At 72.0% G+C, this 16,607-nt stretch carries 18 protein-coding genes; 7 read left to right on the forward strand and 11 right to left on the reverse strand.

Translation table 11 applies throughout. The features are described from left to right. Positions 1–59: 59 nt before the first annotated feature. Entirely contained in the window at positions 60–650 is a 591-nt protein-coding gene (locus M6G08_RS13540) for a malonic semialdehyde reductase (protein WP_272587409.1), read from the reverse strand. A gap of 487 nt (positions 651–1,137) precedes the next feature. Between M6G08_RS13540 and M6G08_RS13545 the strand changes: the two genes are divergently transcribed. Further along, entirely contained in the window at positions 1,138–1,353 is a 216-nt protein-coding gene (locus M6G08_RS13545; RefSeq protein WP_272587410.1) for a DUF4287 domain-containing protein, read from the forward strand. A 57-nt stretch (positions 1,354–1,410) separates the two neighbouring features. Here the strand turns inward: M6G08_RS13545 and M6G08_RS13550 are convergent, their stop codons facing one another. The 3 genes from M6G08_RS13550 to M6G08_RS13560 form a co-directional block, all read right to left on the reverse strand. Continuing rightward, positions 1,411–1,662 (reverse strand): exodeoxyribonuclease VII small subunit, encoded by a 252-nt coding sequence (locus M6G08_RS13550; protein WP_272587411.1) that lies wholly within the window; start codon positions 1,660–1,662, stop codon positions 1,411–1,413. Positions 1,663–1,671: 9 nt separating this feature from the next. After that, positions 1,672–2,880 (reverse strand): exodeoxyribonuclease VII large subunit, encoded by a 1,209-nt coding sequence (xseA, locus tag M6G08_RS13555; RefSeq protein WP_272587412.1) that lies wholly within the window; start codon positions 2,878–2,880, stop codon positions 1,672–1,674. Positions 2,881–3,289: 409 nt separating this feature from the next. After that, positions 3,290–4,693 carry an APC family permease gene (locus tag M6G08_RS13560; RefSeq protein ID WP_272587413.1) on the reverse strand — a complete coding sequence of 468 codons (1,404 nt, stop codon included), beginning with the start codon at positions 4,691–4,693 and terminating at the stop codon, positions 3,290–3,292. 128 nt (positions 4,694–4,821) lie between these two features. On the opposite strand from M6G08_RS13560, the gene M6G08_RS13565 reads away from it, so the two are divergent. Then, positions 4,822–5,838 (forward strand): 4-hydroxy-3-methylbut-2-enyl diphosphate reductase, encoded by a 1,017-nt coding sequence (locus tag M6G08_RS13565; protein WP_272587414.1) that lies wholly within the window; start codon positions 4,822–4,824, stop codon positions 5,836–5,838. 29 nt (positions 5,839–5,867) lie between these two features. Continuing rightward, entirely contained in the window at positions 5,868–6,632 is a 765-nt protein-coding gene (gene ppgK, locus M6G08_RS13570; RefSeq protein WP_272587415.1) for a polyphosphate--glucose phosphotransferase, read from the forward strand. A 30-nt stretch (positions 6,633–6,662) separates the two neighbouring features. On the opposite strand, the gene M6G08_RS13575 is transcribed toward ppgK, so the two are convergent. Further along, positions 6,663–7,286, reverse strand: coding sequence for a DUF6542 domain-containing protein (locus tag M6G08_RS13575; protein WP_272587416.1), 624 nt, complete (start codon positions 7,284–7,286; stop codon positions 6,663–6,665). Between the two features lie 171 nt (positions 7,287–7,457). Between M6G08_RS13575 and ychF the strand changes: the two genes are divergently transcribed. Beyond that, the gene (gene ychF / locus M6G08_RS13580) at positions 7,458–8,546 is read left to right on the forward strand and encodes a redox-regulated ATPase YchF (RefSeq protein WP_272587417.1); all 1,089 of its coding nucleotides are present in this window, start codon (positions 7,458–7,460) and stop codon (positions 8,544–8,546) included. Between the two features lie 127 nt (positions 8,547–8,673). Here ychF and M6G08_RS13585 read toward each other — a convergent pair whose 3' ends face one another. Both M6G08_RS13585 and M6G08_RS13590 read right to left on the reverse strand, forming a co-directional pair. Next, positions 8,674–9,066: a DNA-binding protein gene (locus M6G08_RS13585; protein WP_272587418.1), complete on the reverse strand. Its 393-nt coding sequence runs from the start codon at positions 9,064–9,066 to the stop codon at positions 8,674–8,676. Beyond that, entirely contained in the window at positions 9,066–9,317 is a 252-nt protein-coding gene (locus tag M6G08_RS13590; protein ID WP_164278816.1) for a hypothetical protein, read from the reverse strand. Before M6G08_RS13590 ends, M6G08_RS13585 begins: the two co-directional genes overlap by 1 nt. Positions 9,318–9,463: 146 nt before the next feature. Between M6G08_RS13590 and M6G08_RS13595 the strand changes: the two genes are divergently transcribed. Continuing rightward, positions 9,464–11,644, forward strand: coding sequence for a DEAD/DEAH box helicase (locus M6G08_RS13595; protein ID WP_272587419.1), 2,181 nt, complete (start codon positions 9,464–9,466; stop codon positions 11,642–11,644). A 275-nt stretch (positions 11,645–11,919) separates the two neighbouring features. On the opposite strand, the gene M6G08_RS13600 is transcribed toward M6G08_RS13595, so the two are convergent. From M6G08_RS13600 to M6G08_RS13610, 3 genes are all read right to left on the reverse strand, one after another. Further along, positions 11,920–12,552 (reverse strand): DUF6000 family protein, encoded by a 633-nt coding sequence (locus M6G08_RS13600; protein WP_272587420.1) that lies wholly within the window; start codon positions 12,550–12,552, stop codon positions 11,920–11,922. A gap of 206 nt (positions 12,553–12,758) precedes the next feature. Continuing rightward, positions 12,759–13,259 carry a DinB family protein gene (locus tag M6G08_RS13605; protein WP_272587421.1) on the reverse strand — a complete coding sequence of 167 codons (501 nt, stop codon included), beginning with the start codon at positions 13,257–13,259 and terminating at the stop codon, positions 12,759–12,761. Positions 13,260–13,297: 38 nt separating this feature from the next. Beyond that, positions 13,298–13,924 (reverse strand): class I SAM-dependent methyltransferase, encoded by a 627-nt coding sequence (locus tag M6G08_RS13610; protein WP_272587422.1) that lies wholly within the window; start codon positions 13,922–13,924, stop codon positions 13,298–13,300. A 185-nt stretch (positions 13,925–14,109) separates the two neighbouring features. Between M6G08_RS13610 and M6G08_RS13615 the strand changes: the two genes are divergently transcribed. After that, entirely contained in the window at positions 14,110–14,688 is a 579-nt protein-coding gene (locus tag M6G08_RS13615) for a helix-turn-helix domain-containing protein (RefSeq protein ID WP_272587423.1), read from the forward strand. Positions 14,689–14,709: 21 nt separating this feature from the next. Here M6G08_RS13615 and M6G08_RS13620 read toward each other — a convergent pair whose 3' ends face one another. After that, complete coding sequence (locus M6G08_RS13620; protein ID WP_272587424.1) at positions 14,710–15,636, reverse strand: LysR family transcriptional regulator; 927 nt, start codon at positions 15,634–15,636, stop codon at positions 14,710–14,712. Positions 15,637–15,733: 97 nt separating this feature from the next. Between M6G08_RS13620 and M6G08_RS13625 the strand changes: the two genes are divergently transcribed. Next, positions 15,734–16,564, forward strand: coding sequence for an oxidoreductase (locus M6G08_RS13625; protein WP_272587425.1), 831 nt, complete (start codon positions 15,734–15,736; stop codon positions 16,562–16,564). Positions 16,565–16,607: the final 43 nt, after the last annotated feature.

The following is a 16,607-nucleotide window of genomic DNA, read 5'->3' on the forward strand; positions in this document are numbered from 1 at the left end:
CGAAGCCCCCGGTGGAGTACCGGGGGCTTCGTCGTGTCCGCGCCGGGCCGGGGCCGGGCTCAGACCGTGGTGACGACCTGCTCGAACGCCAGGCGCGGGGAACGCGGGAACCAGGCGTCCGGGCCGGGACGGCCGATGTTGACGACCATCAGCGGGGTGTGGTCGTCGTCCAGGAACTCCTTGCGGACGCCCTCGAAGTCCAGTCCCGTCATCGGGCCGGCGGCCAGCCCGGCGGCGCGGACGCCGACGATGAAGTAGGCGGCCTGAAGGGCGGCGTTCAGGGTCGCGGCACCCTCGCGCACCGGGCGCTCGCTGAAGAAGGCGTCCTTGGCCTGCGGGAAGTGCGGGAAGAGCTGCGGCAGCTCCTCGTGGAACTCGTTGTCCGCCGACAGGATCGCGACCAGCGGGGCGGCGGCCGTCTTGGGCCGGTTGCCCTCGGCCATGTGCTGGACCAGGCGCTCGCGGGCCTCGGGGGAGCGGACCAGGGTGATGCGCAGCGGCGACTGGTTGAAGGCGGTCGGGCCGTACTTGACCAGGTCGTAGATCGCCTGCACCTGCTCGTCGGTCACCGGCTCGTCGGTGAAGGTGTTCGCGGTGCGGGCCTCGCGGAACAGCAGGTTCTGGGCGGCGGGGTCAAGGACGAGAGACATACGTGATCTTCCTCGGGGGGTGTGCGTCGGCTCCGCACCGGTCGGCGGGGAGCCGTTGACGGGGACGACGCTACGCCAAAGAAGTTCAAGCTTCAACCAAACGAGAGATGCGGTGATCCGCTTCACAGGACCGCCCGCGTGACGGCGGCCGTGACGTGGCAGCGGCAGCCGGTGCCGCAGGTCCCCACTCCCGCCTCCAGTGATTGGTGGTGCGCGTGGGCACTGCGCCTGGCCAGTGCCCGCCCTCCGCGCGCTGCCGCGCGAACGCTTCACCGCGGCCCTCCCCGACGGCGCGGACCGGCCGCGGCCGTCGGGCCCGCGATCGGGCTGGACGGGAGGATCCAGCGCTTGGAGGCCATGCGGAACGTCACCCCGCCGCCGACCTGAGTAGTGACGCAGGTCACCCGCTCCGGGCGATCACTTCTCCCGAGAGGCGCGGTCGTAATGGGCAGCACACCGTCAACGGCACCGAGGGAGCAGACGGAACATGACCAGCAGCGCCGCCAAGGGCCCCGCCTCCTACTTCCCGTCGATCGAGAAGAAGTACGGCCGCCCGATCGCGGAATGGAAGGAACTGATCCGCTCCTCACCGCTCGCCAAGCACATGGAGCTCGTCTCCTGGCTCAAGACCGAGCACGGCCTGGGTCACGGACACGCCAACGCGCTGGTCGCGCACACGCTCGCCGAGAACAGCGGGAAGTGACCGCGCCCCGCGCGGCCAGGGAGAATCAGGAGGCCAGGAGGCCAGGAGGCCAGGAGGCTAGCGGGTGTCCGCCTCCGCCTCGGCTTCCGCCTCCTCGGCCAGCGCCGCGTCCAGGCGGGCGCGGGCGCCGTCCAGCCAGCGGCGGCAGACCTTCGCCAGTTCCTCGCCCCGCTCCCACAGGGCGAGGGACTCCTCCAGCGTCGTACCGCCGGCCTCCAGCCGCCGTACGACCTCGATCAGCTCGTCCCGCGCCTGCTCGTACCCGAGCGCCTCGGACACGGCCGTCGGCTGCTCCACCTCGCTGGTCATCCACTCACCTTACGCATCGACTCGTACGGAGAAATCACCCTCGGACACGCGGGCGCGCAGGGCCTCGCCCGGCTCCACCTCGCCGGGGTCACGGACGGCGTGCCCGTCGGCCCGCTGCAGCACGGCGTACCCGCGCTTCAGGGTCGCGGCGGGGGAGAGGGCCACCACGCGCGCGTGCGTGTGCGTCAGCTCGGAGTCGGCCCGGTCGAGATGGTGCCGCAGCGTGCGGCGGCCCCGCTCCAGCAGGGCCGTCACCTGCTCGGCCCGCTCGTCGATCATCCGGTGCGGGTCCTGTATCGACGGCCGGGCGAGCGCGTGGGCCAGCCCCCGCTCCTCCCGGTCGACGAACGCGGCCACGCACCGCCGCGCCCGGTCCCGCAGCTGCCGCACCCGCTCGTACTCCTCGCCGACGTCCGGCACGACCTTCTTCGCGGCGTCGGTCGGCGTGGAGGCGCGCAGGTCGGCGACCAGGTCCAGCAGGGGGCTGTCCGGCTCGTGGCCGATCGCCGAGACGACCGGCGTACGGCAGGCGGCGACCGCCCGCACCAGCTGCTCGTCGGAGAACGGCAGCAGATCCTCCACGCTGCCCCCACCGCGGGCGACGACGATCACGTCCACGTCGTCGATCGCGTCCAGCTCCTTCACCGCCTGCACCACCTGCGGCACCGCGTGCACGCCCTGCACGGGGACGTTACGCACCTCGAAGCGGACGGCGGGCCAGCGGTGCCGGGCGTTCTCCAGGACGTCCCGCTCGGCCGCCGAGGCCCGCCCGCACACCAGCCCGATCAGCTGCGGCAGGAACGGCAGCGGCTTCTTCCGTTCCGCCGCGAACAGCCCCTCCCGCGTGAGTGCCTTCTTCAGCTGCTCCAGCCGCGCCAGCAGCTCCCCGACGCCCACCGGCTTGATCGCGGCCGCCCGCAGCGACAGCTGCCCGCGCGGGGCGTACCACTCCGGCTTGGCGTGCACGACGACCCGCGCACCCTCGCCGACCACGTCCGCCACCGCGTCGAACACCTGCCGGTAGCAGGTCACGCTCACGGAGACGTCGTACGACGGGTCGCGCAGCGTCAGGAACACGACCCCGGCGCCCGGCCGCCGCGACAACTGGGTGATCTGCCCCTCGACCCACACCGCGCCGAGCCGGTCGATCCAGCCCCCGATCAGCCGTGACACCTCACCCACGGGCAGCGGGCTTTCGGGAGTCGAGTTAACAGCCATGCGCCCGAGCGTAACGGCCGGGTACGACAACCCCGGCCGGCCGGCCGCGACGCCACCGCCCGCGCACCGTGCCGTACGCGCTCGCAGCGTCCCGCGTCCCGCATCCCGTGGCCGGGGCCGCCGCAAGGCACGGCCCGGAACACGGCGACGCGCGGTCGCCCGCCGCTCCTTTCCCTTCCCACGCAGTGCGCGACCGCGCGGCCTCCTGCAACCCGCTCGGAGGGGCCTCGCCTGTTCCGCCGTGCGCGCCCGGTCGGACCGGGGCCTGCTTCGCCTCGGTGGCCGTCTCTCCGCGCGGTGGGTGGCCGCGTGCCCTCCTGCACCCGCCCGGAGGGTTCCCACGCCGCCCGCCGGGCCCCGTCCCGCCCCGCCGGACGCGCCCACCGGCCCCGCCGGTCCCAACCCCGCCTCACACCCCCGCCGTCCGCCTCCCACGTGCCTGCGCCGCCAGTACCGCCAGCCCCACCGCCAGCCAGATCGCCCCCACCACCTGGGCCGTACCCGACGCCTCCACGATCACGGCGACGGTGATCGCCGCGCCGAGCACGGGCACCAGCGCGTGGCGCCACCAGCTCACCGGGCCCCCGCCGCGCCGGACCACGAACCAGCCCACCACGCTCGCGTGGAGCAGTGTGAACGCGGTCAGCGCGCCGACGTCGACGACCGACACGAGGTGGTCGAGGCCGTCGTCCCGGCGGGCCGCCCACACCGCCGCCGCCATCGTGATCACCGCCGAGACCAGCAGCGCCACGCGCGGCACCCCGGAATCCGTCCGCGACAGCACCCTCGGCAGCCGCCGGTCGCGGCCCATCGCGAACAGGAGCCGCCCGGCGGCCGCCTGCCCGGCCAGCGCCGCGAACGCCGCGCCGATCGCCTTGCTCACCGCCACCAGGTCGTGCAGCCATGTCCCGACCGACGCGTCCACGGCGTCGTAGAACGCCGAGCCCTGCCGCTCCGGCTCCGCCGCCAGCTGCGCCGACGACACCGGCTCCAGCAGCGCCACCAGATACGTCTGCGCCACGAAGAGCACGCCCGCCAGCGCCAGGCAGAACAGCAGCGCCCGCGCGACCTTCGCCGAGCCGCCGGTGACCTCCTCCGCGAAGGTCGCGATCGCGTCGAAGCCCAGGTACGACAGCACCGCCACCGACACAGCGCCGACCACCGCCGACAGCGCGAACGCCCCCTGCGTGCCGTCCCCGGTCAGCGGCGACAGCCAGTCGCGCGCCGCCCCGTCCCGCGCGAGGACCACGATCGCCGCCACCACGAAGACGACGAGGACCACGATCTCCATGGCGAGCACCAGGAAGCCCACTCGCGCCGCCGCGCGGACCCCCCACAGGTTCAGCAGGGTGGTGACGACCACCGCGAGCGCCGTCCACACCCACCGTGACACCTCGGGGACCAGCGCCTCCATCGCGATGCCGGAGAAGAGGTAGGCCACGGCCGGGATGAGGACGTAGTCCAGCATCGCCATCCAGCCGGCGACGAACCCGGCCCCGTTCCCGAGCCCCGCGCGCGCGTACGCGAACACCGACCCCGCCTGGGGGACCACCCGTACCATCTGGGCGTAGCTGAACGCGGTGAACGCCATCGCGATCGTGGCGACGACGTAGACGAGCGCCACCGCGCCGTGCGACTTGGCGTCCAGGGTGCCGAAGACGCCCACCGGGGCCATGGGCGCGATGAAGAGCAGCCCGTAGACGACCAGGTCCCTGAAGCCCAGGCTGCGCTTCAGCCGCTGTTCCTGCTGGGGCTCCCGGCGCCCGTCATGCTCGCCGCCGGGCCCCTGGGCCGCCGTACCGGTCTCGGACATCGTGCCTCCGCCAGCGCCTCGGACTCCGCCCCGGACTCCGCCTCGGAACGTTCCCGTCCACGTCCCCGTCAGTCTCTCCGGTGAACCCGCACCCACGCGATCTCTGACCCGCCGAACGCGGCCTTACGATGGGTGCCATGACTGCTTCGCCTGGCCGCCGTGTCCTGCTCGCCGCCCCCCGTGGTTACTGCGCGGGTGTGGACCGCGCCGTGATCGCCGTCGAGAAAGCCCTGGAGCAGTACGGTGCTCCGGTGTACGTCCGCCACGAGATCGTCCACAACAAGTACGTCGTCCAGACCCTGGAGAAGAAGGGCGCCATCTTCGTCGAGCAGACGGAGGAGGTCCCCCCGGGCAACATCGTCATGTTCTCCGCGCACGGCGTGGCCCCCGTCGTCCACGAGGAGGCCGAGCGCGGCAGGCTCGCCACCATCGACGCCACCTGCCCGCTCGTCACCAAGGTGCACAAGGAAGCCGTCCGCTTCGCAAGCGACGACTACGACATCCTTCTGATCGGCCACGAGGGCCACGAAGAGGTCATCGGCACCTCCGGCGAGGCCCCCGACCACATCCAGCTCGTCGACGGCCCCGAGGACGTGGCGAAGGTCGAGGTCCGCGACCCGTCCAAGGTGGTCTGGCTCTCCCAGACCACCCTCTCCGTCGACGAGACCATGGAGACCGTCGACGCCCTCAAGGACAAGTTCCCGCAGCTCATCTCCCCGCCGAGCGACGACATCTGCTACGCCACGCAGAACCGCCAGCTCGCGGTCAAGCAGATGGGCGCCGAGGCCGACCTGGTGATCGTCGTCGGCTCCCGCAACTCCTCGAACTCCAAGCGCCTGGTCGAGGTCGCCAAGCAGGCGGGCGCGCGTGACGCCTACCTGGTGGACTTCGCCGACGAGATCGACGAGGCCTGGCTGGAGGGCGTGACCACGGTCGGCGTCACCTCCGGCGCCTCCGTCCCGGACGTGCTGGTCGAGCAGGTCCTGGAGTGGCTGTCGCCGCGTGGCTTCGAGGACGTGGAGATCGTCAAGGCCGCCGAGGAGTCGATCGTCTTCTCGCTGCCCAAGGAACTCCGGCGGGACCTCCGCGAGGAGGCCGCGTCCCTGGTGGCGGAGCGGGGCGGCTCCGGTACGGCCGGGGCGTGACTGTCAGTCGCAGGCCGTAACGTGGTGCCATGCAGATCTTCGGCGTGGACATCGGCGGATCCGGGATCAAGGGCGCCCCTGTGGACCTCGACAGGGGCGACCTGGCCCAGGAGCGCTGCAAGGTACTGACCCCGCACCCGGCGACCCCCGACGGCGTGGCCGACGGCGTCAGGCAGGTCGTCGGGCACTTCGGCTGGACCGGGCCGGTGGGGCTGACCTTCCCGGGCGTGGTGACGGACGGTGCCACGGTCCGCACGGCGGCCAACGTCGACAAGAGCTGGGTGGACACCGACGCGAGAGCCCTGTTCGGCGAGCGGCTGGGCGGGCTCGACGTGACGGTCGTCAACGACGCGGACGCGGCGGGCGTCGCCGAGATGCACTTCGGCGCCGGCCGCGGCCGCGAGGGCACCGTCGTCCTGCTCACCTTCGGCACCGGCATCGGCAGCGCCGTCTTCACCGACGGCGTCCTCGTCCCCAACAGCGAGCTGGGCCACCTTGAGCTGGACGGCCACGACGCGGAGAAGCGCGCCTCCAGCAAGGTCAAGGAGGACCAGGACCTGTCCTGGGAGCAGTGGGCGCACCGCGTGCAGAAGTACCTCGCCCACGTCGAGATGCTGTTCTCACCGCGGCTCTTCATCATCGGCGGCGGGGTGAGCCGCAAGTCCCACAAGTTCCTGCACCACATCGAGGGCATCCGTGCGGAGATCGTCCCCGCCGAGCTGCAGAACAACGCGGGGATCGTGGGCGCGGCGATGCGCGCCGCGGAGAGAGCCGGCCGTCCCGCCGCCGACTGAGCCGGCCGCGCCGGCGCCGTGGCCCCGCCGTCACGCGGGCGTACGACCCCGGGCGGCGAGGGCGGCGGCTCGGCGCCGCCGCAGCATCCGCACCCGGCGCACCAGCACCGTCGACCCGGCGACCAGGGTCCCGCCGTACAGCCAGCCGGCCTCGGTGGCCAGGGCGGTCACCAGCCCCATCAGGCGCCCGCCCACCCCCTTGCCGCTCTCGGCGACGGCCACCAGCCCCACGGCGAAGGCGATCGGCACCACGACGGGCGCGGTGAGCAGGTCCCCCCGCCGCACCCAGAGCGCGGTGAGCAGGCACACCGGCAGGAACAACACGCCGTAGACCGTCAGGGACCCACCGAACAGAACCTGGTCGAGGAACCCGAGCACCAGCATCACCGCCGCGCAGAACAGTCCGCTGCCCAGTCCGGTCAGCCGCGGATTGGGCATCCGGCGCAGGGCCCGCACCGCCCGCGCCACCGGTGGACCCGGCCGCGGTGCCGACCGCGCCGCCGGCCCACGTGCCGGCACGGGGCGTGCCGGGACCGGACGCGCGGAGGTCTGCCTGCGCACCCCGCCGCGCGCCGGCCCCCGCCCCTGCGGGGGCAGCGGCGTCCGGCCCCGTCGCGGTCCGTACTGCGCAGGTCGCGTCCTGTGTTGCTCCACTGGACCAACTTAGGTCGGTTTATGTGCCGAATAGGCCGACAGACACGCCGTGGGGGAGAGCTTGGCCAAGCGTTCGACAGGGCGCACCGGCCGTACCGGCCACCCCGTAGACTGGTGGATCGGCCCGCCTGGCCCGCCCCCTCCGCACCCTCACGTACGGGAAGTCGCAACGTGTCGCTCACGATCGGAATCGTCGGTCTGCCGAATGTCGGCAAGTCGACCCTGTTCAACGCCCTGACCAAGAACGACGTGCTCGCGGCCAACTACCCGTTCGCCACGATCGAGCCCAACGTCGGCGTGGTCGGCGTCCCCGACCCCCGCCTGGCGAAGCTGGCCGAGATTTTCTCCTCCGAGAAGGTCCTCCCGGCCACCGTCGACTTCGTCGACATCGCGGGCATCGTGCGCGGCGCGAGCGAGGGCGAGGGCCTGGGCAACAAGTTCCTGGCCAACATCCGCGAGTCCGACGCGATCTGCCAGGTCATCCGCGCCTTCAAGGACGAGAACGTCGTCCACGTCGACGGCAAGGTCTCGCCCAAGGACGACATCGAGACGATCAACACCGAGCTGATCCTCGCCGACCTCCAGACCATCGAGAAGGTCCTCCCGCGCCTCCAGAAGGAGTCGCGCATCAAGAAGGACGTCGCGCCGAAGGTCAAGGCGGTCGAGGAGGCCAAGGAGATCCTGGAGAAGGGCGACACGCTCTTCGCCCACGGCATCGTCCAGGGCACCGAGCGCAACGAGCTCCTCCACGACCTCCACCTCCTCACGACGAAGCCCTTCCTCTACGTCTTCAACGTCGACGAGGACGAGCTGACCGACGAGGACTTCAAGAACGAGCAGCGCGCCCTGGTCGCCCCCGCCGAGGCGATCTTCCTCAACGCCAAGCTCGAGGCGGACCTCGCCGAGCTGGACGAGGACGAGGCCCTCGAACTCCTCCAGTCCGTCGGCCAGGACGAGCCCGGCCTCGCCACCCTCGCCCACGTCGGCTTCCGCACCCTCGGCCTGCAGACCTACCTGACGGCCGGCCCCAAGGAATCCCGCGCCTGGACCATCAAGAAGGACGCCACCGCCCCCGAGGCCGCCGGTGTCATCCACACCGACTTCCAGAAGGGCTTCATCAAGGCCGAGGTCATCTCCTTCGACGACCTGGTCGAGACGGGCTCGGTCGCCGAGGCCCGCGCGAAGGGCAAGGCGCGCATGGAGGGCAAGGACTATGTGATGCGGGACGGGGACGTGGTGGAGTTCCGCTTCAACGTCTGACGCTGTGTCAATACCTGTGCCCGATCCTCCTGTTGGTGGGTCGGGCACAGCTGTGTGTCCGCAGTGAGTCCCCGATCCCGCGATGCGGTGACAGCGTTTGGCGGGGCGGCGTGGCAGCGACGCGGTCTTAGACCTTGACGACCCCCGCGGAAGGGCCGCACAGGAGTGTCAGATCCTCGGGGTCGGAGGTGAGGACGGTGACCGGTTGGGGTGCGTTGCGGGCGATGGCGGCGAGAGCGGCATCGATGGCGTACTTGTGGCCGTGAAGGTGATGAGTGCGAAGGAGGACGGCGGCCCGGTCGGTGATCTCCTTGGTGACGTCGTGGACGTCGACGCGGGAGAGGACCCACTTGATGCGGGCCGGGTGAATGCGCTCGTAGTCGGCCTCAAGCGTGGTCATGGCGCTGGTGGCGACTCGGACGTTCTCCTCCGACGCCGCCTGGACCAGGGCCACCACCGTGCGGTCCTTGCGGTAGAGCTTCGAGAGTCCTTCGCTGTCGAGCAGGAGGGTACCGGGCATCAGGCGGCAGCCCCGCCGGCCTGCCGGTGGTCGTGGCGAAGCAGCGCCCGGGCGGCCTCGACCTCCTCGCGGGTGAGAGCTTCGTTGTCGGTCTCGAAGTCGGCGACGATCTCCCGCAGCTTGTCCATGGCGACCCTCTGTTCGAGAGCCTCGGCGACGTAGGCGGAGAAACTGCCGGGCCCGACATGGGCGCGTACGGCCTCGGCGAGATCCTCGGGCAGGCTGATCGAATACTTCCTACTACCGCTCATGGTGCCGATCCTACCGGTGGTCGTAAGTCTGGGGGTGTGAATGACTGCCCCGTGGTTCGGTTGATCAGCGTGGAGCTGCGAATGCCCGTCGAGGTCCCGTGTGGGCGGTGGAAAGATACGGGGAGGGCCAGAGAGGGGCGGGACGCGTGGGGCGTGGCGAGCGGGACACAGTCGCGAGGGGAACGCGACTGTACGAGGCGGCGCAGGCAGTGGTCGGTGACCATGGACGGGCAGTGGAGGCGGTACGGGCGGCACTGAAGCCGATCCATGATGCGGTGGTGAAGCGGGAGCTCGACGCCATTCCCGTCGCCCGGCTGCAGGACGTCACCGAAGGACGGCTGCGGCTGGGGAGCGTCGAGAGGAGCGGACTGCGCACCGTGGGCGGTGTTCTCGAAGCGGGCCCCTACCGGCTGCGGCAGATTCCGGGTGTAGGGCAGCGCACCGTCGACCAGATGCTCGCCGCCGCCCGCCGGCTCTCCGAGGCCGTGCACGAGACCGTGGCCGTCCACATCGACGTGGACCGGCCGGAACCGAGCACCACTGCGCTCGTCATGGCCCTGCATGTCCTGGTGGAGGCCGGCCCGGACGCCCGGCGTGCGGTCGACAAGGCCACCATCCTGGCGGAACGGCTCGGTCCGCTGCTGGCCGACGCTGGGCCCGCCGCCGGAAGGGTCCGGATGCTGCTGGCCGGCCGGGAGAAGAAGGCTCGCGCGTGGGCGGCGGTCGCCGAGACCCGGTCGCTGGTGGACGAGGCGGAGCGGGCCGGCCTGCCAGAGCTGCTCGCCCAGGCGTCGGTGGACCTGCTCCGGGGGCTCTCGTCCGACGTCGCGGCCTGGGTGGACTTCGAACTCCGCTCCGCCGAGTACTACAGCCTGCTCGCCGAGATTTCCGGGCGGCTGCCGGATGCGGCTGCCGCAGAGGGCTTTCTGCCGGACGAGATTGCGGAGCGGGTACGGACCCAGCACCTCGACGACACGCACCGGCGGGTCTCCCTGCGCGGTTACCAGTCGTTCGGCGCACGGTTCGCGCTTGCGCAGCGCAAGGTGATACTCGGCGACGAGATGGGCCTCGGGAAGACCATCCAGGCGATCGCCGTCCTCGCGCACCTGGCCGCCGAGGGGCAGAGTCACTTCATGGTCGTCTGCCCGGCGAGCGTCCTCGTGAACTGGACACGGGAGATCGAGGCCCGCAGCGCCCTGCGCGTCATGGTGCTCCATGGTTCCGACCGGCACTACGCGTTCACCGACTGGAAAGAGCGGGGCGGCGTTGGGGTGACCACGTTCGACGCGCTGCGCGGCTTTCCGGTACCGGGCGGCCGGGAGGTCGGGCTGCTGGTAGTCGACGAAGCGCACTCCGTGAAGAACCCGAAGACCAAGCGGTCTCAGTCGGTCGCCCTGTGGACGGAGCGTTGTGAGCGCAGCCTCTTCATGACCGGAACCCCGATGGAGAACCGGGTCGTGGAGTTCCGCAACCTGGTCCAGATGCTCGACGGCAACGTCGCGGACTCCCTCGGTGAACGGGACGCGTTGGCCGGATCGGTCGCCTTCCGCAAGGCGGTGGCCCCGGTCTACCTGCGGCGCAACCAGGAGGACGTGCTGACGGAACTCCCGAGCCTCCAGCAGACCGACGAGTGGGAGGAGCTGAGCGCTTCGGACGAGGAGGCGTACCGCGAAGCCGTGCGCGCGGGCAACTTCATGGCCATGCGCAGGGCCGCGTACATGCGCCCCGAGAAGTCGGCCAAGTTGGACCGGCTCCGGGAGATCGTTCAGGAGGCCGGCGAGAACGGGCAGAAGACGGTGATCTTCTCCAACTTCAAGGACGTACTGGGCGTGGTGCAAGGGGCCCTCGCGGCCGGAACCGCCAGGGCCACTCCGGTGTTCGGCCCGCTGACCGGCGGCGTTCCGGCCCAGCGTCGCCAAGAGATCGTCGACGACTTCGCCGGTGTCCAGGGCCCGGCCGTGCTCCTGGGGCAGATCCAGGCAGCGGGCGTCGGCCTCAACATGCAGGCTGCCTCCGTAGTCGTGATCTGCGAACCCCAGATCAAGCCGACCGTCGAGCATCAGGCGGTGGCCCGGGCTCACCGTATGGGCCAGGTCAGGCCGGTCTGCGTGCACCGTCTCCTCGCCACCGGAGGCGTGGACGAACGCATGGTGAAGATGCTGGAAGCCAAGACGCACCTGTTCGATGCCTATGCCCGCCGCAGCGCCGTGGCAGAAGCCACCCCGGACGCGGTCGACGTGTCGGACACCGAGCTGGCACGTCGGATCGTCGAGGAGGAACAGGCACGTCTGGGTATGACGGACGAGAGGCTCATGTCGGCCGAGTGAGGGTGCCCTCCGGTCCGCGGCCAGTCCGCAGGACACCCGTAAACGGCCGTCGGGAGCCAACGCACGCCAACCAGGAAACCCCAGGTAAGTCCCCTGCGCGGGGCTCCGCCGCAGGTCAGGATCTGGCGCCAGACATTCCGCTTCAACGTCTGACACGTCCGGCGAGAGGCCGTCTGACCTGCGAGGGAGTGGGTTGGGAGGCCTCTGCGGTGCGTACCGGAGTCCGCAGCGAGCTGACTTCGGTCAGCACGTGGGGGAGCGGCGTGTCGTGCGGGCTAGGGCAGGGTCCAGCCGTTGGCGAAGTCGCATGCGAGGTCCGTCCGGCGGCGCTGCTCGGTGGGGGTGCGGGCAGGGTAACCGAGGCGTCCCACACCTTTGGTCCACTCGTCCCAGAGGCCGTCGGGCTCCGTGAAGCGGTCGGCCTGGCGGGTACCGAGGAGGGCGTCGAGGCGGAGGAGGGCGCCCAGGGCGGCGGGCTGGTCGTAGTGGAGGTCGGTGCGGGGGAGGTAGCGGTCGAGGTAGGCGGTGAGGATCTCGGCGTCGGCGTGGGTGCCGAATCGGGCCAGGGCGAAGCAGTAGGCGCCGCCGGAGTAGCAGACCTCGCTGGCCAGGAGCAGGTCGCCGACGCGTGCTCGGAACCGTTCGCGGCGGTCGACGCCGATCAGCCAGCCGGCGGTGAGACGCGAGCGCCATTCGTACCCGAGCAGGGCTTCCAGTTCCTCGTCGTTGATCGCGGCGGCGTCAGCGATCAGGTGCCGGGTGAAGCGTGCGGTGTGCCACCACCACCGGGGGCCCAGGAACCGCCCGGCATTCAGGACGAAATAGCGCGGGAGGCCGCCGTACGTCCTCGTCACGTAGGTCTCGACCACGTGGCCGTGGCCGACTTCCGCGGGGTGCCGGGACGGCATGGATCACCTCTCCGGGTGCAGGTCGGACACCCGTGAACAGCGGTATCAAGGAAACCGCACCCTCTCACTAGCTCAGGTACGCCGCCACCCCGTCCAGCGCCGTGCCGGGAGCCGGCCGCCCTCCGTCACCCGGCGCGGGAACTTCCCCAGGCGAACGTCGGCATGTCGCGGGCGGCCGACGTGGGTACCGTGCCGTAGCCGCGCAGTCACCGTCCCGTCGTCCCGTCGATCAGTTCGCGCAGGATGTCCGCGTGGCCCGCGTGGCGGCCGGTTTCCTCGATCAGGTGGGTGAGGGCCCAGCGGACGCTGGGGGCGGGGCGGCCCGGGCGTGGGCGGGGGAGCGGTGCGCCGAGGTCGGCGCACGTGTCGAGTGCCCGGTTCGCGTGCTCGACGGTCTCCCGGTAGCGGGCGACGACCTCGGCCACGGTGTCGTCCGGCGCCGCGCGGAACGTCGCCGGCCAGTCCCGCACCTCCGCCCCGAGGAAGACCGCGCGCTCGACATGGGTCAGGTGGTTGAGCAGCCCGAGCAGATTCGTGCCGGACGGCACCGCGGCCGTGCGGACCCGCGGTTCCGGGGCGCCGTCGACCTTGGCGGCGATCGAGTCCCGGAGGTAGTCGAGGAACCCGCGCAGGGTCTCGGCCTCGCTGCTGCCGGTGCGGGGCGGAGGGGTGTCCCGGCGGCTGGCGGGACGGGGCGTGCTGGGCATGGTGGCCTCCTTGCGGGGCGGGCGGCGGGGCGTACGCGTCAGCCGTCGCGGCGGACGATCAGGACGTGGTCGATGACCTCCGCGGTGCGTCCGCCCGGGCCGGTCGCGGTCCTCCGCGGTGCGTCCGCCCGCTCTACCGGCCACGTCGCCGGGTCGAGACCGAGGTCCGCCGCGACCTCCCGCGCGGTGGGGTACCGGGCGTCCGGGTCCTGGTCCCACGACCACGGCGCGGTCGAGCCGTGGTCGACGACCAGCAGTCGCCCGCCGGGGCGCAGGGCGTGCGCGGCCGTGCGCAGGACCGCCGGCCGGTCGAGCTCGAAGGGGGTGTGGAGGTAGTGCGCGCAGATCAGGTCGAAGCGGCCCCCGGGGAAGGAGGTGCGCAGGTCGTGCGGTGCGGCGTCGATCAGGTCGCCGAGACCGTGTGCGCGGGCCCGTCCGGCCAGCCGCTCGGCCGCCACCGGTGAGATGTCGACGGCGGTGACGCGCCAGCCGCGGCGGGCGAGCCACAGCGCGTCGCCGCCGTCGCCGCAGCCGAGGTCCAGCACCTCGCCGGGCGGCAGGTCCGCGATGGTCTCGACGAGCCGGGCGTTGGGGCGGGGGTCGGTGGCCGTCGGGCGGGCCGCGTACAGGCCGTCCCAGAAGGCGATCGCGTCCGTCGCGCTCATCGGAACTCCTTCGGAAGGATGGAAGGGAAGAAAGGGAGAAGGGAAGAAAGGGAGGAAGGGAGGAAGGGAGGAAGGGGAGAAGAGAGGGAGGGAGAAGGCGGGGGCAGGGGGGAGGAGACGCGGCCAGTCTCACCACCCGCCCCGGATCCCGGCACGCGAACTTGCCGTTGTGGCAAGCTGGCCCCATGGGCGACGCCGGAACGGACGACGTACTCGATGCCGTGGGCCCGCGTCTGCGTGCCCTGCGCCGGGAGCGGGGCATCACCCTCGCCCACCTCTCGGCGGCGACCGGCGTGTCCGAGAGCACCCTGTCCCGGCTGGAGAGCGGACAGCGCCGGGCGACCCTGGAACTGCTGCTGCCGCTGGCCAGGATCTACGACGTCCCGCTGGACGACCTCGTGGGCGCCCCGCGCACCGGCGATCCCCGGATCCACCTGAAGCCGATCCGGCGGTTCGGGATGGTCTTCGTGCCGTTGTCCCGGCGGCCGGGCGGCACGCAGGCCTTCAAAATGATCATTCCGAGCCGCCCGGCACCGCTCGAACCGACCCCGCAGACCCACGAGGGCTTCGAATGGCTCTACGTGCTCAGCGGCCGGCTGCGGTTGCTGGTCGGGGAGCGGGATCTGACCCTGTCGCCCGGTGAGGCGGCCGAGTTCGACACCTCCCTGCCGCACTGGCTGGGCAGCGCCGACGGTGGCGCGGTCGAACTGCTCGTCCTCTTTGGGCTGCAAGGGGTACGGGCGCATGTGCGCGGCGGCGGCTGAGCGGGGACGTCGTCTCCCGCGTCACCCCTGCTCCACCACCCGCCGGCAGGCCTCCGCGTACCCCCGCACCAGCGCCCGCCCCTCGTCGCGCCGGCGCCAGGCCAGGGCGTAGCGGCTGGGGCTCAGGCCGCGGACCGGACGGGTGGTCACGCCGCCCAGGGTGATCAGCGGGGCGTTGCCCGTGGCCACGAAGCAAACGCCGAGGCCGGCGACGAGGGCCTCGTACGTCTCCTCCGTACCGGCGATCTCCGCGCCGACGCGCGGTGGGACCGCCGCGGGGCCGCCCAGTGCGCGCCGTTCGTCCAGCGCCAGCCAGAAGTCGCGCAGGACGCCCGCCTCCGGCGGCAGGGCGAGGAACGGCTCGTCGGCCAGGTCGGCGAAGTCGACCTCCGGGCGGGCGGTCAGGGGGTGGGTGTCGGGGAGGGCGACCAGGCGCGGTTCCTCGGCGACCACGGTCCACGCGTAGCGGTCGGCCCCGGGCAGCGGGAGCCACACGTAGGCGAGGTCGGACGTCTCGTCGGCCAGCCCGGCCGTCGGGTCCTCCCAGCTCATCTGCCGCAGCCGGACGACCGTGTCGGGGTGGGCGGCCGTGAAGCGGGAACGGATCGCGGGCAGCAGGCCTCCGCGCCCCGGGCTGGTGCTCATGCCGACGGTCAGCGTGCCGCGCCGTTCGGCCAGCACGGCGTCCAGGGCCGCCGCGCCCGCGGCCCACTCGGCGAGCACCTGACGAGCGTGCGGCAGCAGGGCAGCGCCCGCCCCGGTGAGCGTCACGCCCCGCGGCCCACGCCGGAACAGGTCAGTGCCCAACTGCCTCTCCAGCGCCCGGACCTGTTTGCTCAGCGCGGGCTGGGACACGTACAGCCGCTCGGCCGCCCGCGTGAAGTGCAGGTCCTCGGCCACCGCCACGAAGTACCGCAACTCCCGCACGTGTACGTCCGTCGTCGTCATAACCGCTGGCTATCACCACGGGTCTTGGACCCGCAACCCAGCTGTTGGGAAAGGTAGTTGACGATACGGACGCAGAGGCGAGGACGAGGGAGTCGGCATGAACAAGGTGTGGCTGATCACCGGTGCCAGCAGCGGCTTCGGGAGGGCGATCGCCGAGGCGGCCCTCGCCGACGGCGACGTGGTCGTCGGTGCGGCGCGCCGGCCCGAGGCGCTCGACGGCCTCGTGGCCGCGCACCCCGACCAGATGGAGGCGCTGCACCTGGACGTCGCCGACACGGCCGCCGCGGGTGACGCGGTGCGGGACGTGGTCGCGCGGCACGGGCGGATCGACGTCCTGGTCAACAACGCGGGTCGCACGCACGTCGGTGCCTTCGAGGAGACCGGCGAGGACGAACTGCGCGCCCTGTTCGACGTGCACGTCTTCGGGCCGGCCGCGCTGACCCGGGCCGTGCTGCCGCATATGCGGGAGCGGCGCTCGGGGGCCATCGTGCAGATGAGCAGCATGGGCGGGCAGCTGTCCTTCGCGGGCTTCTCGGCGTACAGCGGGACGAAGTTCGCGCTGGAGGGGATGTCCGAGGGGCTCGCGGACGAGGTGCGGGAGTTCGGTATCAAGGTGCTGATCGTCGAGCCGGGGGCCTTCCGGACCGGACTGTTCGGGGCCGGCAGCGCCGGGATGAGCGCGGACAGCGGCGTGTACGCCAAGGTGGCCGAAACCCGCGGGCTCGTCGCCGGCGGCGACGGGAACCAGCCGGGCGACCCCGCCAAGGCGGCGGCCCTCGTCCTCGCGGCCCTGGCGGCCGAGCGCACCCCCTTGCGCCTGCCCCTCGGCGACGACGGCGTCAGCGCGGTTCTCGGCCATCTCGACCAGGTCCGAGAGGACGTCGAGGCGTGGGAGAAGCGCGCCCGGGCCACCGCCTTCGGGGACTGAACGGCGGGTCAGCAAGAGGGGGCGTGAGGCGGCCCGCTCAAAC

The sequence above is a fragment of the Streptomyces sp. M92 genome (assembly GCF_028473745.1).
Lineage (GTDB): Bacteria > Actinomycetota > Actinomycetes > Streptomycetales > Streptomycetaceae > Streptomyces.